Origin of the sequence: Streptomyces deccanensis, from assembly GCF_022385335.1 — a bacterium.
Classification (GTDB): Bacteria; Actinomycetota; Actinomycetes; order Streptomycetales; family Streptomycetaceae; genus Streptomyces; species Streptomyces deccanensis.
Window position 1 is genome coordinate 495,003 of the sequence record NZ_CP092431.1, and the last position, 23,330, is coordinate 518,332.

The following is a 23,330-nucleotide window of genomic DNA, read 5'->3' on the forward strand; positions in this document are numbered from 1 at the left end:
TTAGATAAGGTAAGCCTTACCTAGCAACGGCTGAGGAGGGCTCATATGCGGGTCGTCATGTTCGGGTACCAGACCTGGGGACACCGGACGCTGCAGGCACTGCTGAATTCCGACCACGAGGTGGTGCTGGCGGTCACCCATCCGAAGAGCGACCACGCGTACGAGAAGATCTGGAGCGATTCGGTCGCTGACCTGGCCGAACAGCACGGCGTGCCGGTGCTGTTGCGCAACCGGCCGGACGACGACGAGTTGCTGCGGGCGCTGAAGGAGGCCGAGCCCGATCTCATCGTCGCGAACAACTGGCGCACCTGGCTGCCGCCGGAGATCTTCGATCTGCCGCCGCACGGCACCCTGAACATCCATGACTCGCTGCTCCCGACCTACGCGGGTTTCTCCCCGCTCATCTGGGCGCTCATCAACGGCGAGCCGGAGGTCGGTGTCACGGCCCACCGCATGGACGCCGAACTCGACATGGGTGACGTGCTGTTGCAGCGTTCGGTGCGGGTGGGACCGCAGGACACGGCGACGGACCTGTTCCACCGCACGGTCGATCTGATCGGCCCGCTCGTCACCGAGTCGCTCGACCTCATCGCATCCGGCGAGGCCGTGTGGACGCCGCAGGACCGCTCCCGGGCGAGTTTCTTCCACAAGCGGTCCCCGGAGGACAGCCGGATCGACTGGACCTGGCCCGCCGAGGACCTGGAGCGGTTCGTCCGGGCCCAGTCCGACCCGTATCCCAACGCCTTCACCCACCACCGGGGTCAGCGCCTCCGCATCGTCTCGGCCGCCGTGTCCGAGGGCCGCTACGGAGGCACGCCGGGGCGGATCTTCATCCGGGAGGGGGACGGTGTCGTGATCGTCGCCGGTGCGGAGGCCCGCTCCGGGCGGCTGCCCGGGCTGGTGGTCAAGCGGGTGCGGACGGAGGACGGCACGGAACTCGCTGCGACGGACTACTTCCGCACGATGGGCGGTTATCTGACGGACCGTCCGTGAGATCGGGCGCCGTCGGCCGTGTCGGCCGGCGGCGCCCGACCCGGTGCCCGTGTCAGCCGGCGGTGCCCGCCACGGGCACCGCGTCGGCGTCGGCGTCCGCGCCCTCGTTCTCGCCCTCGTTCTCGCCCTCGTGGTGGCGGCCCATCGGGATCACCAGGGGCGTACGGCTGACGGGGTCCTCCCCGACCACGCAGCGCAGCCCGAAGACGTCCTCGACCGTCCTGGCGGTGATGACGTCGGCCGGGGCGCCCTCGGCGGCGATGCGCCCGCCCTTCATGGCGATGATGTGGTCGGCGTACCGGCAGGCCTGGTTGAGGTCGTGCAGGACCATGACGACGGTGCGACCCTGGTGCCGGTTGAGATCGGTGACCAGGTCCAGGACGTCGATCTGGTGGGCGAGGTCCAGGTAGGTCGTCGGCTCGTCCAGCAGCATCACGGGGGTGCCCTGGGCGACGGCCATGGCGATCCAGGCGCGTTGCCGCTGTCCGCCGGAGAGTTCGTCGACGGGACGGTGGGCGAGGTCGCTCATGGCGGTGGCCCTGAGCGCCTCGTGCACGGCCTCCTCGTCGCCGCGGGACCACTGCCGCCACCAGGTCTGGTGCGGGGAACGTCCGCGCCCCACCAGGTCGATGACGGTCAGGCCCTCGGGCGCGACGGGGGTCTGCGGGAGGATGCCGAGCCGCTGGGCGAGGACCCGGGTCGGGATGGAGTGCACCGAGCGGCCGTCGAGGTGGACGGTGCCCGCCTTGGGGGTCAGCAGGCGGGCCAGGGCGCGCAACAGGGTCGATTTGCCGCAGGCGTTGGCGCCGACGATGGCGGTGACCCGGCCCGTCGGGATCACCAGGTCGAGGTCCTCGACGACGATCCGGTCGTCGTAGGCCAGGCGCAGGCCCTCGGCCCGCAGTTCCGGCCCGTCGACGGGACCGCCGTCGCGGGAGTCGGCAAGGCCGTGGGCGCGGGTGTCGCGCTTCGTCGTCGGCTCGTCCTTCGATGACACGTCTTCAGCCTCCTGAACCGGCGCGGTTGGCGCGGATGAGCAGCCACAGCAGTACGGGGGCGCCGAGCACCCCGGTGACGACCCCGACCGGTAGCTCCGTGTCCGGGACGAGCTTGCGGGCGGCGAGGTCCGACACGAGGACCATCACGGCGCCGGTGAGCCCCGCTGCGACGGGCGGTGGGAACGGGGTGCCGGCCAGGCGCTGGGCGACCTGGGGCGCGGCGAGCGCCACGAAGGCGATGGGTCCGGCGGTGGCCGTGCCGAAGGCCACGAGGCCGACGGCGATGAGCAGGACGGCCACCCGGACGACCTGCACCCGGGTGCCGAGGCCCTTCGCGACGTCGTCCCCGAGCTGCATGACGCGGATCTGCCGGCCGAGCAGGATCGCGGGCGGCACGAGCACGGCCATGGTGACGGCGAGCGGTCCGATCTGCTCCCAGGTACGGCCGTTGAGGTTGCCGACGAGCCAGCCGAGGGCGGCCTGGGCCTGGAAGCGCTGGCCGCGCGCCATGAGGTAGTCGGTGAGGCTGGTGCAGATCCAGGCCACGCCGATGCCGACGAGGACGATGCGGTAGCCGGTGGTGCCGCGTTTCCAGGCCAGCGCGTAGACCAGCAGGCCGGTGACCGTCGCGCCGAGCAGGCCGAGGGCCTGGGTGCCGAGGCCCGCGTCCCAGCCGAGGACGATCCCGGCGACGACCGCGGTGCCGGCGCCCTGGGTGATGCCGATCATGTCGGGGCTGGCCAGCGGGTTGAGCGTCACCGTCTGGAGGAGGGCTCCGGAGACGCCGAAGGCGATGCCGACGAGCAGTCCGGCGAGGGCCCGCGGCAGCCGCAGTTCGTGGACGATCAGCTCGGTGCCGGGGTCGCCCGTGCCCACCAGGGCCTTCATCACGTCGGTGAGCGGAAGGGCAATGTCCCCGACGGAGGTGACCACCGCGAACGCCAGGAACGCGGCGGCCGCGAGCAGCAGACAGACCACCAGCAGCCGGGGCCGTACGACACCGGAGACGGGCGGGGCGGGCAGCCGGAAGGTGACGCGGTCGGCCGTACGCCGCTTCGGCGTGGGGTCGCCTGCGCCCCTCGGGGGCGGCACGGGCGCGAGTTCGGTGGTCATCGGCTCACAGCTCCACGGATTCGGTTCGCACGGGCCCGCGTACGCCCGGTCGTGAGGTCATGGTTCACAGCTCCGCGAGGCGTCGGCGGCGGACCAGCACGATGAAGAAGGGGCCGCCGACGAAGGCGACGAGGACGCCGGCCTGGATCTCGGTCGGGCGGGCGAGCAGACGGCCGGCGATGTCGGCGGCCAGCAGGAGGCAGGGGGCGAGGACGGCCGACAGCGGGAGCAGCCAGCGGTGGTCCGGGCCGATGCCGGCCAGTTGGGCGAGGACACGGGCGATGTGCGGGACGACCAGGCCGACGAAGACCACGGGCCCGATGACGGCGACGGCTCCCCCGGTGAGCAGGGTGACGGCGACCACGCCCTGGACGCGGACCAGGCCGAGCTTGAGGCCGAGCGACTTCGCGACGTCGTCGCCGAGGGCGAGGCTGTTGAGGGCGGGGGCGCAGGCGAGGGCGAGGATCGCGCCGACGGCCAGGAACGGCAGAACCCGCAGGAGGACGGCCTCGTCCTGGTTGGCGAGGGAGCCGGCGCTCCAGAAGCGGTAGCGGTTGAGCGCGTCCGGGTCGGTCAGGGCGATGGCGCTGGTGAGCGAGAACAGCAGGGAGGTCACCGCCACACCGGCCAGCGCGAGTTTGACCGGTGTGGAGCCGGACCGGCCCAGTCCGCCGAGGAGGTACACCAGGACGCTGGCGGCGAACGCGCCGCCGAAGGCGAACCAGATGTACCCGTACACCGATCCGATGCCGAGCACCCCGACCGACAGGACCACGGCGAAGGCCGCGCCGGCGCTCACCCCGAGGATGCCGGGGTCGGCCAGCGGATTGCGCGTCAGCGCCTGCATCAGCGAGCCCGACAGGCCGAGGGCGGCGCCGGTGGCGAGGCCGAGGGCGGTGCGCGGCAGGCGCACGGACCAGATGACGTTGTCGATCCGGGTGCTGGGGGCGTCGCCGAGCAGGGTGTGCCACACCTGGTCAAGGGGGACGCCCAGGGCGCCGAACGCCATCGACAGGGCGCACAGCGTGAGCAGGAGGACGCCCGAGAGCGTCAGAAGCAGTACCGCGCGGGGGCCTTTCGCCGCCCGGACCGTCAAGGTCCCCACGTCTTCAACTTTCTTTGATGAGGCTTGCCTTAACTGTAGGGCGAGCACGGGGTGAACTGTAGGTCTTCCGTCGAATGCCGTCCCGTCCCGGCGGGTACGTCTCTTTGCAGACGCTGTGAATTAGGTAACCCTTACCTTAGTATGTCGGCGACCCCGGCCCCAGGTCCGGGACCCCGACCCGCTGGGGAGGCTCGCGGCTGTGTGCGGTTCCGAGGAAGTTCTGTCCCATTGGCGGCGGTTGTTGACACCGCTCCCGCTCGAGATCGCGCTGCCCGCAGACCGGCCGCATCCACCACGGCCGCTGCCCGAGCGGGACGCGCGGGTGCTGCCGGACGTCCCGGACGTGCCCGACGCCGTCCGACTCGCGGCGTTCGTCGCCCTGTTGCACCGCTACACCGGCGCGACGGACCTGACCGTGGGCCATGACGGGCTCCCGCTGCGGGTCTCCGTCGAACACGAGCCGACGTTCGCCGAGTTGGTACGACGGGTGACGCAGGCGTGGGAGGAGGCGCAGACCCACCGGGTGCCCGTCGGCCTCCTGGTCGAGGAGCTGCGGCCCCGGCCGACGCGCGGCGGCGGACTGTTCTTCAACACGGCGTTCGCCACGGCCGCCCGTCCGGCCGGTGAACTCCCGGCCCCGGTAGACGTGTTGCTGGAGGTGGACGGGGACTCGGCGCGGGCGTCGTACTCCCCCGCCCTGTTCGACGGCACGACGATCGAGCGGCTGCTCGGTCACTACCGCACGCTGCTCGCCGACGCGGTGGCCCGGCCCGGGACGCCGGTGGCCCGGCTGGACCTGATGTCCCGGGAGGAGTACGGGCAGGTCGTCCTCGACTGGAACGACACCGCGCACACGGTGCCGTCGGACACCTGGCCGGCGATGTTCGCCGAGCAGGTGCGACAGCGGCCCGAGGCCGTGGCGCTGGTCTTCGAGGACGAGGAACTCACCTACGCCGAGCTGGACGAACGCGCCAACCGCCTGGCGCACGCGCTGATCGCGCGGGGTGCCGGGCCCGAGCGGATCGTCGCCCTGGCGCTGCCACGTTCCACGGAGTTGATCGTCGCCGAGGTGGCCGTCCTGAAGTCGGGCGCCGCCTATCTGCCGATCGACCACGACTACCCGGCGGACCGCATCGCGTACATGCTGGGCGACGCACGGCCCGTCTGCATGGTGACCACCGGCGAGACCGCGCGCGACCTCCCCGACCCGGCCGAGGGCATGACCCTCCTGGAGCTGGACGCGCCCGCCACGGCCGCCGAGTTGGCGGGGCGGCCGGTCCACGACCCCACCGAGGCGGACCGCGGGGCGCCCCTCACCGTCCTCAACGCCGCCTACGTGATCTACACCTCCGGTTCGACCGGCCGCCCCAAGGGCGTCGTCCTCGCCCACGGCGGTGTGGCGAAGCTGGTGGCCACGCAGAGCGAGCGCTTCGGCATCGGCCCGCACAGCCGGGTGCTGCAGTTCGCCTCGCCCAGCTTCGACGTCGCCTTCTGGGACCTGTGCCTCGGACTGCTGTCCGGCGGCCGGCTCGTCGTCGTCCCCGCCGAGCGCCGGGTGCCGGGCGCGCCGCTCGCCGACTACGCGAACGCGCACGGCATCACCTTCATGATCCTGCCGCCCGCGCTGCTGGCGGCCATGCCCGACGACGTCGAACTGCCGCCGACAGCCACGCTGTTGGCGGGCACCGAGCGGGTCTCCCCCGAGCTGGTGGGCCGGTACGCGCGCGGCCGGATGATGTTCAACGCGTACGGCCCGACCGAGGCCACCACCAACTCCACGCTCGGGCTGTGCGATCCGGACATCCCGGCCGGGGCGATCGTGCCGATCGGTGTGCCCGACCCCGGGACCCGGGCGTACGTCCTCGACGCGTTCCTGCGGCCGGTGCCCGCCGGAGTCACCGGCGAGCTGTACCTCGGCGGCGCGGGCCTCGCGCGGGGCTATCTCGGACGGCCGGACCTGACCGCCGAGCGGTTCGTCGCCGACCCGTTCGGGGAGCCCGGCGAGCGGCTCTACCGCACCGGCGACCTGGTGCGCTGGCGGGCGGACGGACGACTGGAGTTCCTGGGGCGCGCCGACGCCCAGGTCAAGATCCGAGGCTTCCGTATCGAGCCGGGCGAGATCGAGTCGGTGCTGCGCGGCCATCCGGCCGTCGACCAGGTCACCGTCGTCGTCCGCGAGGACCGGCCGGGCGACCGCCGTCTCGCCGCCTACGTCGTCCCGGCCCTCGACGCGCCGCGTGAGGCGGACGCAGACGCGCGGGTCGAGGAGTGGAAGGAACTGCACGAACTCCTCTACGGGGCGGCCGGTTCCGAGGACTCGCGCACGGCGGCGGACACCGACGGCTCCGGCCTGCGCGAGAACTTCGCGGGCTGGAACAGCATGTACGACGGCACGCCCATCCCCGTCGAGGAGATGCGCGAGTGGCGGACGGCGACCATCGACCGCATCCGTGAGCTCGGCTCCGCCGGGCGGGTGCTGGAGATCGGCGTCGGCAGTGGCCTGATCCTGTCCGCGATCGCGCCCGTCAGCGAGGCGTACTGGGGCACCGACCTCTCGGCCCAGGCCGTCACGGCACTGCGCGCACAGATCGACCGCGATCCGGAGCTGGCCGCGAAGGTCGAGCTGCGGGCGATGCCCGCCCACGACACCGAGGGCCTACCCGAGGGGTACTTCGACACCGTCGTCATCAACTCCGTCGCGCAGTACTTCCCCAGCGGGGAGTACCTGGCCGACGTGCTCCGCAAGGCGGCGGGGCTGCTCGCCCCCGGTGGCCGGATCTTCGTCGGCGACGTCCGCAATCTGCGCCTGCTGCGGACGCTGCGCGCGGCCGTGGAGACCCGCCGGGCGGCCGGTGGCGACGAGGACGACAAGAGCGCGCTGCGGGCGGCCGTCGAGCGGTCCGTGCGCTGGGAGGGCGAACTCCTGCTCGACCCGGACTTCTTCGCCGCCCTCGACGGCTTCGCCGCGGAGATCCGCCTCAAGCGGGCCGCGCACCACAACGAGCTGAGCCGGTACCGGTACGACGTCGTGCTGCGCCCGGGGGCCCCGGTGACCGCACGGGAGCTGCCGGAGGCCGACTGGTCGGCCGTCGGCGGTCTCGGCGGACTGGCGGAGCTGCTGGCCGGGCGCCCGGCGGGGCTCCGCGTCACCGGTGTGCCCAACGCGCGTCTCGCGGACGACCTGGCTGATCTACGGCGGCTGGAGGGCAGCAGTCGGCAGGCGGCCGACGGGACCGACCCCGAGGACCTGCACGCGCTGGCGGCCGAGCACGGCTACCGGGCGGCGCTCACCTGGAACGGGAACGCCGACGACGGCGCGTTCGACGCCGTGCTGGTCCTCGACGGACCCTTCAGCCCGCTGTACCGGACGGCCGGGGTCCATCCGCGCGCCAACCGGCCCGCGCCCTTCCGTGACGTGAGCGCGCTGATGCGGACCCTGCGCGGGCACGCCGCCGAGTGGCTGCCCGACCACATGGTCCCCTCGGCGTTCGTCCCGCTGCACGCCCTGCCGGTCACTCCCAGCGGCAAGATCGACGGCAGAGCGCTGCCGGCGCCGGACTACGCCACGATGAGCTCCGGCAGGGCCCCGCGCACCCCGCGCGAGAGGCTGCTGTGCGCGCTGTACGCCGAGGTGCTCGGCCTGGACGCGGTGACGGCCGAGGACGACTTCCTCGCGCTCGGCGGCGACAGCATCAGCGCCATCCAACTCCTCATCCGGGCCCGGGAGGCGGGCCTGAAGCTGACCACCCGCGACGTCTTCCGGCACCGCACGGTCGAGGCGCTGGCGCAGGCGGCCGTCGAGCGGGTCGCCGTCGAGCCGGTCGCCGACCACACCGCCGACGAGCCCCTGATCGAGGTCGACGCGGCCGAACTCGCCGAGATCCAGGGCACGCGTCCGCTGTCCGTCGCCGAACTGCTGCCGCTCACCCCGCTCCAGCAGGGCTTCTTCTTCCACTCCCTCACCGGCGGCGCCGACGGGGACACCTATGTCGTCCAGCAGGTCCTGGACCTCGCCGGACCGGTCGACGCCGCGCTGCTGCGCCGGGCAGCGCAGTGCCTGCTGGACCGGCACGCGCCGCTGCGGGCCGCGTTCCGCCAACGCCCCGACGGCACCCCGGTGCAGATCATCACGCGGGACGCCGAACTGCCCTGGCGGGAGGTCGACCTCTCGTCGCAGGACGGCGAGGTCCGCGAGACGCTGGGCGACGCCGTCGCCGCCGACGAGCGGGCCCGGGGCTTCGACCTGGCCGCGCCCCCGCTGCTGCGCTGCGCCCTGGTCCGGCTCGGCGAGGAGCGCAGCCGCCTGGTGCTGACGTTCCATCACATCGTCGCCGACGGCTGGTCGTTGCCGGTGCTGCACCGCGAACTGATGGCGTACTACGGTGTCGACGCGCCCGCGCTGCCCGAGGTCGCCCCCTACCGGGGCTTCCTGCGCCGTCTCGCCGAGCAGGACCGTGACACGGCACGCGAGGTCTGGCGCGACGCGCTCGCGGGGCTGGACGAGCCGACCCGGCTGGTGGGCGCCCCGGCCGACGGGGCGCCCGTACGGCCCGAGCACGTCCGGGTGGAGCTGTCCGAGCGCACCACCGCGCGGCTCGCCGAGCGGGCCCGCGAGCTCGGTGTCACCCTGGGCACCGTGGTGCAGGGCGCGTGGGGGCTGCTGCTGGGCCGGCTGACCGGCCGGGACGACGTGGTGTTCGGCACCACGGTCTCCGGGCGCGACGGCGAGGTCGACGGCATCGCGTCCATGGTGGGCCTGTTCATCAACACCTTGCCGACCCGCTTCCGTTGGGCACCTCGTGAGTCTTTCGGGGCGCTGCTCGTCCGCCTCCAGGAGGAACAGGCCCGGCTGCTGGACCACCAGCACCTGGGCCTCGCGGAGATCCAGCGGCTCACCGGGCACGCGGGCTCCGGCGAACTCTTCGACACCCTCGTGGTGTTCGAGAACTACCCCGCCGAGTCGGACCTCCGGGACGCCTCGGGCACCGTACGCATCACCGGCGACGCCTTCCACGACGCCGTGCACTATCCCCTCGCCCTCGTCGTCAAGCCCGGCCGACGGCTCGACCTGCGGCTCAAGCACCACGCGCAGCGCCTCGACGGCGACACCGTCCGCGCCCTCGGCGACCGGCTGGTCCGCGTCCTGGAGGCCGTCGCCGAAGCACCGGACCGTGCGGCCGCCTCCGTCGAACTACTCTCCCCCGACGAGGCCCTGCGCGCCCACCCCGTCGGCGAGGAGCGCGTCGTACCGGAGATCACCCTGGCGGAAGGGTTCGCCGCGCAGGTCGCCCGGACGCCCGACGCGACGGCCGTCGTCTTCGAGGACGAGCGGCTGAGCTATGCCGAACTGGACTCCCGGGCGGAGGAGTTGGCCGTACGGCTGCGTGGCCGGGGCGCGGGCCCCGGGGCCTTCGTGGCGGTCGCCGTGCCACGCTCGGCGGAGCTGATGGTGGCACTGCTCGGCGTTCTGAAGTCGGGCGCCGCCTATCTGCCGGTGGACCTCGACTACCCGGCCGACCGGGTGGCCCACATGCTGGCCGACTCGGGAGCCACGACCGTGGTCACCCTCGCCGCGACGGCCGACCGACTGCCCGCGCCGAGCCCGTCCGCCGGGGAGAACGCGCCCTCCGTACTGCTGCTGGACGCCGCCGACGCCTCCACCGAGGCCGCCGTCGGCCCCGCCGCCACGCCCGCACACCCCGACGACCCCGCCTACCTGATCTACACCTCCGGCTCGACCGGCCTGCCCAAGGGCGTCGTCGTCACCCACCGGGCCATCGTGAACCGACTGGCGTGGACGCAGGGCGAGTACGGACTCGGGCCCGACGACCGGGTGTTGCAGAAGACGCCGTCCAGCTTCGACGTGTCCGTGTGGGAGTTCTTCTGGCCGCTCCTCGAAGGCGCGACCGTGGTGCTCGCCCGCCCGGACGGCCACCGCGACCCCGCCTACCTGGCGGACCTCGTGCGGGAGCGGGCCGTCACGACCATGCACTTCGTGCCGTCGATGCTGGAGGCCTTCCTCCAGCACGACGAGGTCACCGGCGACCCCACCTGGTCGGCGTCGCTGCGCCGCGTCCTCAGCAGCGGCGAGGCGCTCCCGGTCACCGCCGCGAGCCGCTGGCACGCGCTGACGGGCGTGCCGCTGCACAACCTGTACGGCCCGACCGAGGCGGCCGTCGACGTCACGTACCACCCGTACACCCCCGGCGAGGAGCAGGCCGGCGCGTCCGTGCCCATCGGGCGCCCCGTGTGGAACACCGGGCTGCGCGTGCTGGACACCTGTCTGCGGCCCGTCCCGGACGGTGTCCCCGGCGAGCTGTATCTGACCGGCGTCCAGCTGGCCCGCGGCTACCACGCCCGGCCGGCCCTGACCGCCGAGCGGTTCACCGCCGACCCGTACGGGCCGCCCGGCAGCCGGATGTACCGCACCGGTGACCTGGTCCGGCGGCGCGCGGACGGCGTGATCGAGTACCTGGGCCGCACGGACCGGCAGGTCAAGCTGCGCGGCAACCGGATCGAACTCGGCGAGATCGAGGCCGCGCTCGCGCGGCTGCCGGAGGTGGCGCAGGCTGCCGTGACGGTACGCGACGACGCGCTGGTGGCGTACGTCGTGCCCAGCGGGGGCGCCACAGAGGTGGGCGACCTGCGCGAGGCACTGACCGGGTCCCTCCCCTCCCCCATGGTTCCGAGCGCCTGGGTCGTCCTGGACGCGCTGCCGCTCACTCCGAGCGGCAAGCTGGACCGGGCCGCGCTGCCCGCCCCGCAGGCCGTGCGCGCGGCCGTCACCCGGGCCCCGGCCACGCCCCGGGAGCAGGTGCTCGTCGAGATCTTCGCGGCCGTGCTGAAGCTCGACGAGGTCGGCGTCGACGACGACTTCTTCCTGCTCGGCGGCGACAGCATCTCCTCGATCGCCGTCTCCAGCCGGGCCCGCCGCGCGGGTCTGGTGATCGGCCCGCGCGAGGTGTTCGAGCACCGCACCCCGGCGGCGCTCGCGGCGACGGCGGCCCTCGACGAGCCGACCGCCGGGGACAGCCCTGTCGCGTCCGCGTTCACGCTGACCGAGGAGGAGCGGGAACGGGTCGAGCGGCTCGCACCGGACCGGATCGAGGACGTGTGGCCCCTCGCCCCGCTCCAGGAGGGCCTGTTCTTCCACTCGAACTTCGACGACAGCTCCCTGGACGTCTACACGGTCCACGAGTCGTTCGACTTCGCCGAACGCGTCGACGCCGAACGGCTGTCGGACGCCGTGCGGACGCTGCTGGGCCGCAACCCCAGCCTGCGGGCCGGCTTCACCAGTGAGGGGCTGCGCCAGCCGGTGCAGTTCATCGTGCGCGACGCCGACGTCCCGCTGCGGGAGGTGGATCTGGCGGGACTCCCGGCGGCCGAACAGGACGTCCGGATGCGGGAGTTGCTGGAGGAGTCGAGGGCGCAGCGGTTCGACCTCACCCGCCCGCTGCTGTTCCGGATGCTGCTGGTGCGGCTCGGTGCGGAGCGCGGCGACCGGCTGATCGTCGGCCGCCATCTGATCCTCTGGGACGGCTGGTCGGCCTGGCTCTTCCTGGACCAGCTGTTCGCCCTGTACGAGAGCGGGGGTGACCCGGCGGGTCTGGACCGCCCCGGCTCCTACCGCGACTACCTGACCTGGCTGGAGCGGCAGGACGACACCGAGGCGACCCGCGCGTGGCGGGCGGCCCTGTCCGGTTTCGAGGAGCCGACGCTCCTCGTGCCCGCCGCCTCCGACCGGGGCCAGGAGCCGGTGATCCCGGAACATCTGGAGGCCGTGCTCGACGCGGCGGTCGCCGAGCGGCTGCGCGACACCGCCCGCGCCCACGGTCTGACCCTCAACACCGTGCTCAACGCGGCCTGGGGTCTGGTCCTGGCCGGCGCGACCGGCCGCACGGACATCGCCTTCGGTACGACGGTCGCCGGACGGCCCAGTGAGGTGCCGGACGTCGAGAACGTCATCGGCATGTTCCTCAACACCGTGCCCGCGCGCATCGCGTTCGACCCGCGCGAACCGGTCCTGGACCTGCTGCGCCGCGTCCAGGGCGAGCGTCTCGAGGTCATGCCGTACGAGTACCTGGGGCTCGGTGTCCTCCAGGCCGAGACGGGCCACCGGCGGCTGTTCGACACGCTGTTCGTGCTGCGCAACGCCGACACGGACGAGCGGCTCGCCGAGCTGCGCGAACGGCACGGCGCGACGGCCGTGGCCAACGTGGACGCCACGCACTATCCGGCGAACCTGGTGGTGACACCCGGCGAGCGGGTGCGAGTGACCCTGGCCTACCGCCCCGACCTGCTGGACGACACCCACGCGCAGCGCCTGTTGGACCGCTTCGTGCTGCTGGTCGACCGGCTGGTCGCCGACCCGGCCGCTCCGGTCGGCTCGCTGGATCCCCTGCTGCCGGCCGAGGCCGCCGCGCTCGCCCGTGAGGAGGCCGAGCAGCGGCAGCCCGTCCCGCACGAGACGGTCGCGGACATGCTCGCCGCGCAGGCCGCCCGCACCCCGGACGCGACCGCCCTGGTCTTCGGCGCGCAGACCCTGACGTACGCCGAACTCGACGCGCGCTGCGACCGGATGGCCCGGCTGCTGATCGCGCGGGGCGCAGGACCGGAGAAGGTGATCGCGCTCGGGCTGCCGCGCTCGATCGACATGGTGGTGGCGCTGTTCGCGGTGCTGCGCACGGGGTCGGCGTATCTGCCGCTGGAGCTGGACCACCCCGCCGACCGGCTCTCCCTGATGCTGGCGGACGCCCGCCCGCTGCTCCTGCTGTCGACGGAGGCCGTGTCGCGGACGCTGACGGGCGACACGCCGCGTGTCCTGCTCGACGACCCGGCGGTGACGGCCGAGCTGGCGGCCTTCCCGGCCGGTCCGGTGTCGGTGACCTTCAGCCTGGACCACCCGGCGTACGTCATCTACACCTCGGGCTCCACGGGCCGCCCCAAGGGGGTCGTCACGCCGTACATCGGCCTGACGAACATGCAGCTCAACCACCAGAAGGAGATCTTCGCGCCGGCGATCGCGTCGGCGGGCGGGCGGCGGCTGCGGATCGCGCACACCGTGTCGTTCGCGTTCGACATGTCCTGGGAGGAGCTGCTGTGGCTCGTCGAGGGGCATGAGGTGCACGTCTGCGACGAGGAGCTCAGGCGGGACGCGACCGCGCTGGTCGCGTACTGCGAGGAGCACCGCGTCGACGTCGTCAACGTGACCCCGACCTACGCCCATCTCCTCATCGAGGAGGGCCTGTTGGAGGGGCACCGGCCGCCGCTGGTGCTGCTCGGCGGCGAGGCGGTCACCGAGACGGTGTGGAACACCCTGCGGGACACCGAGGGCACGTACGGCTACAACCTGTACGGCCCGACCGAGTACACGATCAACACGCTCGGCGGGGGTACGGAGGACAGCGCGACCCCGACCGTGGGCAGGCCGATCCGCGCCACCCGGGCCCGCGTCCTCGACACCTGGATGCGTCCGGTGCCGGACGGCGTGGCGGGCGAGCTGTACATCGCCGGAGTCGGGCTGGCACGCGGCTACCTCGACCGGCCGGGTCTGACCGCCGAGCGGTTCGTCGCGGACCCGTTCGGGCAGCCGGGCGAGCGCATGTACCGCACCGGCGACCTGGTGCGGCGCCGCGCCGACGGCAATCTGGACTTCCTCGGCCGTACCGACGACCAGGTCAAGATCCGGGGCTATCGGGTGGAGCTGGGTGAGATCGAGACCGCTCTCGCCCAGCATCCCGAGGTGTCGCAGGCCGCCGTGATCGCCCGCGACGACACCTCGGCGCCGGGCACGAAGCGCCTCGTGGGCTATGTGGTCCCGGCCGAACTCGACGAGGACGCGCGGGAATCGGCCGAGCGGGAGCAGATCGGTGAGTGGCAGGAGATCTACTCCGCCGAGTACACCGAGATCGGCACCGCCCTGTTCACCGAGGACTTCGCGGGCTGGGACAGCTCCTACGACGGCACGCCGATCCCCGTGGAACACATGCGGGAGTGGCGCGAGGCCACCGTGGAACGCATCCGTGAGCTGCGGCCCCGCCGGATCCTGGAGATCGGTGTCGGCTCGGGCCTGCTGCTGTCGAAGCTCGCCCCGGACGCGGAGGCGTACTGGGCGACCGACTTCGCCGCGCCCGTCATCCGCAAGCTCACAGAAGGCGTCAAGAGCGACCCGGCGCTGGCCGGCAAGGTCGAACTGCGCTGCCAGGCGGCCGAGGTGACCGACGGCCTGCCCACCGGGTTCTTCGACACGATCGTCATCAACTCCGTCGTGCAGTACTTCCCGAGCCTGGACCACCTCCACCAGGTGATCCGGGGCGCGCTCGGCCTGCTCGCGCCCGGCGGCGCCCTGTTCCTCGGCGACGTCCGCGACCTGCGTCAGGCCCGGGTGTTCCAGGCCGGCATCCAGGCCGCCCGCGCCGACGCGGACACCGAGCCCGAGACCCTGCGCCGGGCCGTGGAGCGGGGCCTCGCGCTGGAGAAGGAACTCCTCGTCGACCCGGACTGGTTCACCACCCTCGGTGTCGGTGTCGACCTGCGCACCAAGGCGGGCCGCCACCACAACGAGCTGACCCGCTACCGGTACGACGTGGTGCTCCACGAGGGGGACGCCGGCCTCGCGCTGGACGGTGTCCCGGCCGTCGACTGGACCGGACGGGACGCGCTCCTCGCGCGGCTCGACGGCACCGGACCGCTCCGGGTGCGGGGCGTCCCGGACGCCCGTACGGCCGGTGACCTCGCCGGACTGCGCGCCCTGGACACCGGCCGCCCCTCGCCCGTCGCGGCGACGGGCGTGGAACCGGAGGACCTGCGGGAGACCGCCGAGGCACGCGGCTACCGGCTGCTGACCACCTGGTCCGCCGAACCCGGCGCCTACGAGGCCGTGTTCGTGCCCGACACCGACACCTCCCGCACGACCGGTCTGTACCGGCCGCGCGCCGACCGCGACGCCACGGCTCCGTTCGCCAACACCCCGGCGGCCGGCCGCGGTCACACCGCGCTCGTGCGGCGGCTCCGCGACGACCTCGGGCAGCGGCTGCCCGGCTACATGGTGCCCGCCGCGTTCGTGGTGCTGCCGGGGCTGCCGATGAACGACAACGGCAAGCTGGACGTGCGCGCCCTGCCGGACGCCGAGCCCGCGGTCGCCCTGTCGGCCGGGCGCGGCCCGCGCACTCCCGTCGAGGAGGTGCTGTGCCGGCTCTTCGCCGAGGTGCTGGGGCTGCCCCGCACGGGCGCCGAGGACAACTTCTTCGACCTGGGCGGCCACTCGCTGCTCGCGACCCGGCTGATCAGCCGTGCCCGCACCGAGCTGGGCGCCGAGCTGGCCATCCGTGACCTCTTCGAGGCGCCCACCCCCGAGGCGCTGGCGCTGCGGGCGGACACCGGTCGTCCGGCGCGGCCCGCGCTGCGGACGGTCGCCGAGCGGCCCGCGCGGGTCCCGCTGTCGGCGGCGCAGCGGCGGCTGTGGCTGGTGGAGCGGCTCACCGGCGGCGGGGTGGCCTACAACTTCCCCCTCGTCTTCCGGCTGCGCGGCGAGCTGGACCTCGACGCGCTGCGGGCCGCGCTGCTGGATGTGACGGCCCGTCATGAGGCGTTGCGGACCCGCTTCCTGGAGGAGGACGGCGAGCCCTATCAGTGGATCGTGTCGCCGGGCGAGGCCGAGCCCGCGTTCCGGGTCGTCGAGGTCACCGAGAACGACCTGGCCTCACGGATCGAGGCGGCGCAGCGCCGGCCCTTCGACCTGAGCACCGAACTGCCGGTCCGCGCCCAGGTGTTGCGTCTCGGCGCCACCGAGCACGTGGTGGCGCTGGTGCTGCACCACATCACCACCGACGAGTGGTCGGACCGACCGTTCCTCGCCGATCTCACCACCGCGTACCGGGCCCGGGTCGAGGGACACGCTCCGAGTTGGGCACCGCTGCCGGTGCAGTACGCCGACTACACGCTCTGGCAGGACTCCCTGCTCGGGCAGGTCGGTGCGGAGCAACTCGCCCACTGGACCGAGGCGTTGCGCGACCTGCCCGAGGAGCTGTCCCTCCCCCAGGACCGGCCGCGGCCGGACGCGCCCACCGGGCGAGGCGGCAAGGTGCGTCTGGAGCTGTCCCCCGCCACCGGCCGGGCGCTGCGCGAGCTGTCCGCCGCCACGAACACCAGTATGTTCATGCTGTTCCAGGCGGCCACGGCGGCGCTGCTGCACCGGCTGGGCGCCGGTGACGACATCCCGCTCGGGGCGCCCATCGCGGGGCGGACGGACGACGCGCTCGACGACCTGGTCGGGTTCTTCGTGAACACCCTGGTGCTGCGCACCGATCTGTCGGGCCCGGAGAACGGCCCGGCGGACCTGACCTTCGCCCAACTGCTGGGGCGGGTGCGGGAGTCGGCCCTCCAGGCGTTCGAGCACCAGGATCTGCCCTTCGACCAGGTCGTGGAGGCCGTGAACCCGCCCCGGGTCGCCGGTCGTAACCCGCTCTTCCAGGTCATGCTGGGCTACCACTACCGGCCCGACGGCGACCCGGACGTGCTGGACATGCCGACCGAGTGGTTCGACATGGACACCGGCATGGCCAAGTTCGACCTGCACTTCACCTTCGTGGACGAGGTGGGGCAGGACCGTCTCACCCTGCTGCTCGAGTACGCGCTCGACCTGTACGACGACGAGACGGCCCGGCGCACGGCCGGACGCCTGGCCCGGCTGCTGGAGCAGGTCGCCGACGCGCCGGACACACCGGTGCGGGATCTGGCCGTCCTGGAGGAGGCGGAGCGGGAGTCGGTGCTCGTCCGGTGGAACGACACCGCGCACAACGTGCCCGCGACCACTCTGCCGGAGCTGTTCCGGGCACAGGTGGCGCGGACCCCGGACGCGCTCGCCCTCGTCCACGACGAACAGCGCCTGACGTACGCCGAGTTGGACGCACGGGTCGAGCGGACCGCGCGGGTCCTCGCCGGGAGGGGCGTGGGTCCGGAGCGCACGGTGGCGGTGGCGCTGCCGCGTTCGGTGGAGCTGGTGGTCGCCCTGCTGGCGGTGCACCGGGCCGGCGGCGCCTATCTGCCGCTGGAGGCCGACCAGCCCCGGGAACGGCGGGCGCTCATGCTGGAGGAGGCCCGGCCTGTGTGCGTCGTCGAGGGCGCCCTGCCGGAGGGACCGGAAGGGGAGCTGCCCGCCGCGTACGACCCGGCGAGCCCCGCCTACGTGATCTACACCTCCGGTTCGACCGGCCGCCCCAAGGGCGTCGTCGTGCCGCAGGAGGGCATCGTCAACCGGCTGCTGTGGATGCAGGACGCGTACGGGCTCGGCCCCGACGACCGGGTGCTGCAGAAGACCCCGGCCGGGTTCGACGTGTCGGTGTGGGAGTTCTTCTGGCCGCTGATCACCGGCGCCGCGCTGGTGGTCGCCCGGCCGGAGGGCCACCGCGACCCGGCGTATCTCGCGCGGGTGATCCGTGAACAGGCCGTCACGACCACGCACTTCGTGCCGTCGATGCTCCAGGTGTTCCTGGAGGAGCCGGCCGCCGCGCGGTGCACGGGTCTGCGCCGGGTGATGTGCAGTGGTGAGGCGCTGCCGTCGTCGGTGGCGGCACGCTTCCACGAGGTGCTGTCGGCGGAGCTGCACAACCTGTACGGGCCGACGGAGGCCTCGGTCGACGTCACGGCCGGGCCGGTGGAGCCGGGCGCCGACCGGGTGGTGATCGGGCGTCCCGTGTGGAACACCCGGACCTACGTCCTCGACGCGGCGCTGCGGCCGGTGCCGCCCGGTGTGGCGGGAGAGCTCTACCTGGCGGGCGTCCAGCTCGCCCGTGGCTACCTCGACCGCCCCGGCCTCACCGCCGAGCGGTTCGTCGCGGACCCGTACGGCGGGCCGGGCGCACGGATGTACCGCACGGGCGACCTCGCCCGCTGGCGGGCGGACGGCACGCTCGACTTCCTCGGCCGCACCGACCACCAGGTCAAGGTCCGTGGTGTGCGCGTCGAGCCCGGCGAGATCGAGACGGTGCTCGCCCGGCACGAGTCCGTCGCCCAAGCGGTGGTCGTCGCCCACGAGCAGCGGCTCGTCGCGTACGTCGTCCCCGCCGCCGGAGGGGCCGTCGACCCGGCGGCCCTGCGGGCCCACACCGCCGGCGCCCTGCCGGACCACATGGTGCCCGCGGCCGTCGTCGTCCTCGACGCGCTGCCGCTGACGTCCAACGGCAAGCTGGACCGCCGGGCACTGCCCGCGCCCGACTTCACCGCGGGCAGCGGCTCGGGCGGCCGGGCGTCGGGTCCGCGCGAGGAGATCCTCCGGGGTCTGTTCGCCGAGGTGCTGGGGGTGGACCGGGTCGGTGTCGACGACGACTTCTTCGCCCTGGGCGGCCACTCGCTGCTGGCCATGCGGCTGGTCGCCGGGGTCCGGGCCGCGTTCGGGTCGGAGGTGTCGCTGCGCACGGTGTTCGACGCGCCGACGGTGGCCCGGCTCGCGCGGCGGCTGGCCGACACGGCGGACGCGGGGGCCGCGCCCCGCCCGGCGCTGACGGTCCGGGAGCGTCCCGAGCGGCTGCCGCTGTCCTCCGCGCAGCAGCGGCTGTGGGTGCTGTACCAGGTGGAGGGCCCCAGCGCGACGTACAACATCCCGTCGGCCTGGCGGCTGACGGGCGCCCTTGACGTCGAGGCGCTGCGGGCGGCCGTGCACGATCTGGTCGTCCGGCACGAGACGCTGCGCACGGTCTTCCCCGACGACGAGGGCCGGGCCCATCAGCTGGTCCTGGCGCACGACGAGGTCCGGGTCCCGTTCGAGGTCGTCGACACCGACGACGAGCTGCTGCCCGAGCTGTTGGCGGAGGCGGGCGCGTACGGCTTCGCTCTGGACCGTGAACTCCCGTTGCGGGTGCATGTGTTCCGCACGGGTGAGGAGGAGTGGACGGTCCTGCTGCTCCTGCACCACATCGCCGGGGACGAGTGGTCGCAGGGCCCGCTGAACCGGGACCTCGCGCTCGCCTACGCCGCCCGTACGGCCGGACGCGCGCCCGACTGGGAGCCGCTGCCGGTCCAGTACGCCGACTACACGCTGTGGCAGCGGGACGTCCTCGGCGACGAGAAGGACGAAACCAGCCTCGCGGCACGCCAGGTCGCGTACTGGAAGCAGGCGCTGGCCGGGCTGCCCGAGGAACTGGCGCTGCCCGTGGACCGGGCCCGACCGCTGGAGTCCACCTACCGGGGCGGCTCCGCCGATCTCTCGCTGGACGCCGAACTCGCCGCCGCGCTCGACACGTTGGCCCGGGACAACGGGGTCAGTGTGTTCATGGTGCTCCAGGCGGCCGTGGCCACCCTCCTGTCCCGGCTCGGCGCGGGCGACGACATCCCGATCGGCAGCCCGATCTCCGGGCGCACCGACGCCGGGCTGGACGATCTGGTCGGGTTCTTCCTGAACACGCTGGTGCTGCGCACCGACACCTCCGGGGACCCGACGTTCCGGGAGCTGCTCGGCCGTGTCCGGGAGACCGACCTCGCCGCGTTCGACCACCAGGACGTGCCCTTCGAGCGGCTGGTGGAGGTGCTCAACCCGGCCCGGTCCCTCGCCCGTCACCCGCTGTTCCAGGTGATGGTGGTGTACCTCGCGTCCGACGGTGAGGACGCCGGGCTGCCCGGTCTGGCCGCCCGGCGGGACGAGGTGGCGCAGACGACCGCCAAGTTCGACCTGTCCTTCGACTTCGTCGAGCGCGGCGACGGCACCGGCGTGGACGGCGTCCTGGAGTACAGCGCCGACCTGTTCGACGCCGCCACCGCCCAGTCCTTCGCGGACCGGCTGCGGCGCGTCCTGCGCGCGGTGACCGCCGATCCGGACACCCCGCTCGGTCTCGTCGAGATCCTCGCCCCGGAGGAGCGGGACCGGCTGGTCGGCGGCTGGCACAGCCGTCCGGTCGCCGGTGGTCCCACCACGGTGCCCGCGTTGTTCGAGGAGCGGGCGCGCCGGCACGGCGAGCTGCCCGCCGCGGCCTCCGACGGGGTCGAGCTGACCTTCGCCGAACTCAACGCGGACGCCAACCGGTTGGCCCGGCTCCTCGTGGAGGCCGGCGCGGGGCCCGAGAGGTTCGTCGCGCTCGCGCTGCCGCGCACCGCGCACTTCCTCACGGCCGTCCTCGCGGTGCACAAGGCGGGCGCCGCGTATCTGCCGCTCGACCCGGACGCCCCGGCGGAGCGCACCGCCGATGTCCTCGCCGACGCCGGACCGGTCCTCACCCTGACGACCCGGGAGTACGCCGCGACGCTGCCGTCCGGCATCGCCTCCCTGTCGCTGGACGACCCGGGCACCCGGGACCGGATCGCGGCGCAGGACCCGGCCGACCTCACCGACGCCGATCGGCTCTCCCCGCTGACGCCCCGCCACCCGGCGTACGTCATCTACACCTCGGGCTCCACCGGCCGACCGAAGGGCGTGGTCATCACGCACGAGACGCTCGGCAACCTCTTCCACAGCCACCGCGAGACGCTGTACGGACCGGCGATCGAGGCGGCCGGGCGGCGGCATCTGCGGGTCGGTCACGCCTGGTCGTTCTTCTTCGACGCGTCCTGGCAGCCGCAGTTGTGGCTGCTGGACGGGCACTGTGTCCATGTGCTGTCGGAGGAGGTCCGGCGCGACCCGGAGCTGGTGACCGAGGCCGTGCTGCGGCACCGCTTCGACTTCCTGGAGGTCACGCCGTCGTTCTTCGCCCAGATGGCCGACAGCGGGCTGCTGCAGGGCGGCGACTGCCCGCTCGCGGTCGTCGGCGTCGGCGGCGAGGCCGTCCCGGTCGCCCTGTGGAAGCGGCTGTCCGAACTGCCCGGCACCGAGGCGTTCAACCTGTACGGGCCGACCGAGTCGACCGTGGACGCCCTCGTGGGGCGCGTCCGCGACAGCGAACGGCCGCTCGTGGGGCGGCCGGTGGCCGGCACCCGGGCGTACGTCCTCGACGACCGGCTGCGGCCGGTGCCGCCCGGTGTCCCCGGTGAGCTGTACCTCGCGGGCGGCGGTCTCGCCCGCGGCTATCTGGGCAGCCCGGGTCTGACGGCCGAGCGGTTCGTGGCCGACCCGTTCGGCCCGGCCGGATCACGGCTGTACCGCACGGGCGACCTGGCCCGCTGGACCACCGACGGGCGGATCGACTACCTCGGCCGCGCCGACGACCAGGTCAAGATCCGTGGTTTCCGGATCGAGCCCGCAGAGATCGAGGCGGCCCTCACCGCCCACCCGGAGGTCGGTCAGGCACTGGTGACGGTCCATCAGGAGGGTCCGCGCAAGCTGCTCGTGGCCCATGTGGTGCCGGTCCCGGACACCGCGCCCGAACCGGCGGCGCTGCGTGCCCATGTCGCCGGTCTGCTCCCCGACCACATGGTCCCGGCGGCCGTGGTCACCCTGGAGCGGTTCCCGCAGCTGGCCAACGGCAAGCTGGACCGGTCCGCCCTGCCCGCGCCCGACTTCGCCGCGCTGTCCTCGGGACGGGCACCGGCGACCGCCGTGGAGGAGCTGCTGTGCGCGGTCTTCGCGGAGGTGCTCGGCCTCGAACAGGTCGGTGTGGACGACGACTTCTTCGCCCTCGGCGGTGACAGCATCGTCGCCATGCAGCTCGTGGGGCGGGCTCGTGCGGCGGGCCTGCGGATCAGCCCGCGGCTGGTGTTCCGGCACCGTACGGTCGCCGCGCTGGCCACGGTGGCCGAGGCGGCCGACGTCTCCGCGCCGCGCCCGGCGGACGACGGCACCGGCACGGTGCCGCTCACCCCGGTCATGCACTGGCTGCGTGAACTGGGCGGCCCCTTCGCCTCCTACCACCAGGCGGCGCTGGTCCGCACTCCGGCGGCCCTGGACCTGCCCGGTCTGACCGCCGTGCTGCGGGCGCTCGTCGACCGTCACGACCTGCTGCGCGCCCGATTGGTCCGGCCCTCCGCCGAGGACACCGACGGGTGGTCGCTGCACGTGCCGCCCGCCGCCACGGTGGACCCGGCCGACTGGATCGAGCGGGTCGACATATCCGGCCTGGACGCGACCGCGCTGGGCGAGGCCGTGCGGGAACACGCCGTCGCGGCGCGGGCGACGCTCGACCCGGACGCCGGAGTCATGGTCAGGGCCGTGTGGTTCGACGCGGGCGACGCCCCCGGGCGGCTGCTGCTGATGGGGCACCACCTCGTCGTGGACGGTGTGTCGTGGCGGGTGCTGCTGCCGGACCTCGCGGCGGCCTGGCAGGACGTGTCCGCCGGGCGGCCCGTCGGGCTGCCGCCCGTCGAGACGTCGTTCGCCCGCTGGTCGCGGCTGCTCACGGAGCTGGCCCAGCGGCCGGAGCGGGAGGCCGAACTCCCCGTGTGGGAGGCGATTCTCGCCGGCGGCGCGGCCTCCCTGCCGCTCGCGCGGGACCGGGACCCCGACCGTGACACCAGCGCCACCCGGCGCGAGGTCGTGCTCCGGCTGCCCGCCGAGCACACCGGTCCCCTGCTGTCGGCGGTACCGGCCGCGTTCGGCGCCGCCGTCAACGACGTCCTGCTGGCCGGGCTCGCGCTCGCCTTCGCGGACCGGCGGCGCCGGGACGGCGGTGCGGAGACCTCCGTCCTCGTCGACCTCGAAGGCCACGGTCGCGAGGAGGAGTTGGGCGGGGACGGCGTCGATCTGTCGCGTACGGTCGGCTGGTTCACCAGCGTCTACCCGGTCCGGCTGGATCCGGGTCCGGCCGACCCCGCCGAGGCCTTCGCCGGGGGCCCGGCGGCGGCCGAGGCCGTGCGCCGGGTGCGGGAGCACCTGGCGGCACTGCCCGCGAACGGGGTCGGATACGGGATGCTGCGGCACCTCAACCCCCGGACCCGTGAGGTGCTGGCGGCCTACGAACCGCCGCGTGTCGAGTTCAACTACCTGGGTCGGTTCGGCATCCCGGAGGAGACGGACTGGTCGTACGCGCCGGAGGAGGACGCCGCGGACATCGGGGCGGAGGACTCGATGCGGGAGGGTCACGCGTTGGAGATCAACGTGGTGACCGAGGACCGGGCGGACGGGCCGGTGCTGGCCGCGCACTGGTCGTATCTGGAAGGACTGCTGCCGCGCGACATGGTCCAGGATCTCGCCGAGACCTGGTTCGGGGCCCTCAAGGGGCTCGTCGCGTGGGCGGAGCGGAACCCGAAGTGACGGAAGCAGT

General features: G+C 73.5%; 5 protein-coding genes. 2 read left to right on the top strand and 3 right to left on the bottom strand.

The genetic code is table 11. The annotated features are described in order from the left end of the window. The first annotated feature begins 45 nt into the window (after nt 1-45). Nucleotides 46-993: a methionyl-tRNA formyltransferase gene (locus L3078_RS02355; protein WP_239750301.1), complete on the top strand. Its 948-nt coding sequence runs from the start codon at nt 46-48 to the stop codon at nt 991-993. Between the two features lie 52 nt (nt 994-1,045). On the opposite strand, the gene L3078_RS02360 is transcribed toward L3078_RS02355, so the two are convergent. The 3 genes from L3078_RS02360 to L3078_RS02370 all read right to left on the bottom strand — a co-directional run bounded on the left by L3078_RS02360 (nt 1,046) and on the right by L3078_RS02370 (nt 4,209). Next, nucleotides 1,046-1,897 (bottom strand): ABC transporter ATP-binding protein, encoded by an 852-nt coding sequence (locus L3078_RS02360; protein WP_239760179.1) that lies wholly within the window; start codon nt 1,895-1,897, stop codon nt 1,046-1,048. Between the two features lie 97 nt (nt 1,898-1,994). Next, nucleotides 1,995-3,104: a FecCD family ABC transporter permease gene (locus tag L3078_RS02365; RefSeq protein ID WP_239750302.1), complete on the bottom strand. Its 1,110-nt coding sequence runs from the start codon at nt 3,102-3,104 to the stop codon at nt 1,995-1,997. Between the two features lie 64 nt (nt 3,105-3,168). Next, complete coding sequence (locus L3078_RS02370; protein WP_239750303.1) at nt 3,169-4,209, bottom strand: FecCD family ABC transporter permease; 1,041 nt, start codon at nt 4,207-4,209, stop codon at nt 3,169-3,171. A gap of 199 nt (nt 4,210-4,408) precedes the next feature. Here L3078_RS02370 and L3078_RS02375 point away from each other — a divergent pair, with 199 nt between their 5' ends. Then, nucleotides 4,409-23,320 (top strand): non-ribosomal peptide synthetase, encoded by an 18,912-nt coding sequence (locus L3078_RS02375; protein ID WP_239750304.1) that lies wholly within the window; start codon nt 4,409-4,411, stop codon nt 23,318-23,320. Nucleotides 23,321-23,330: the final 10 nt, after the last annotated feature.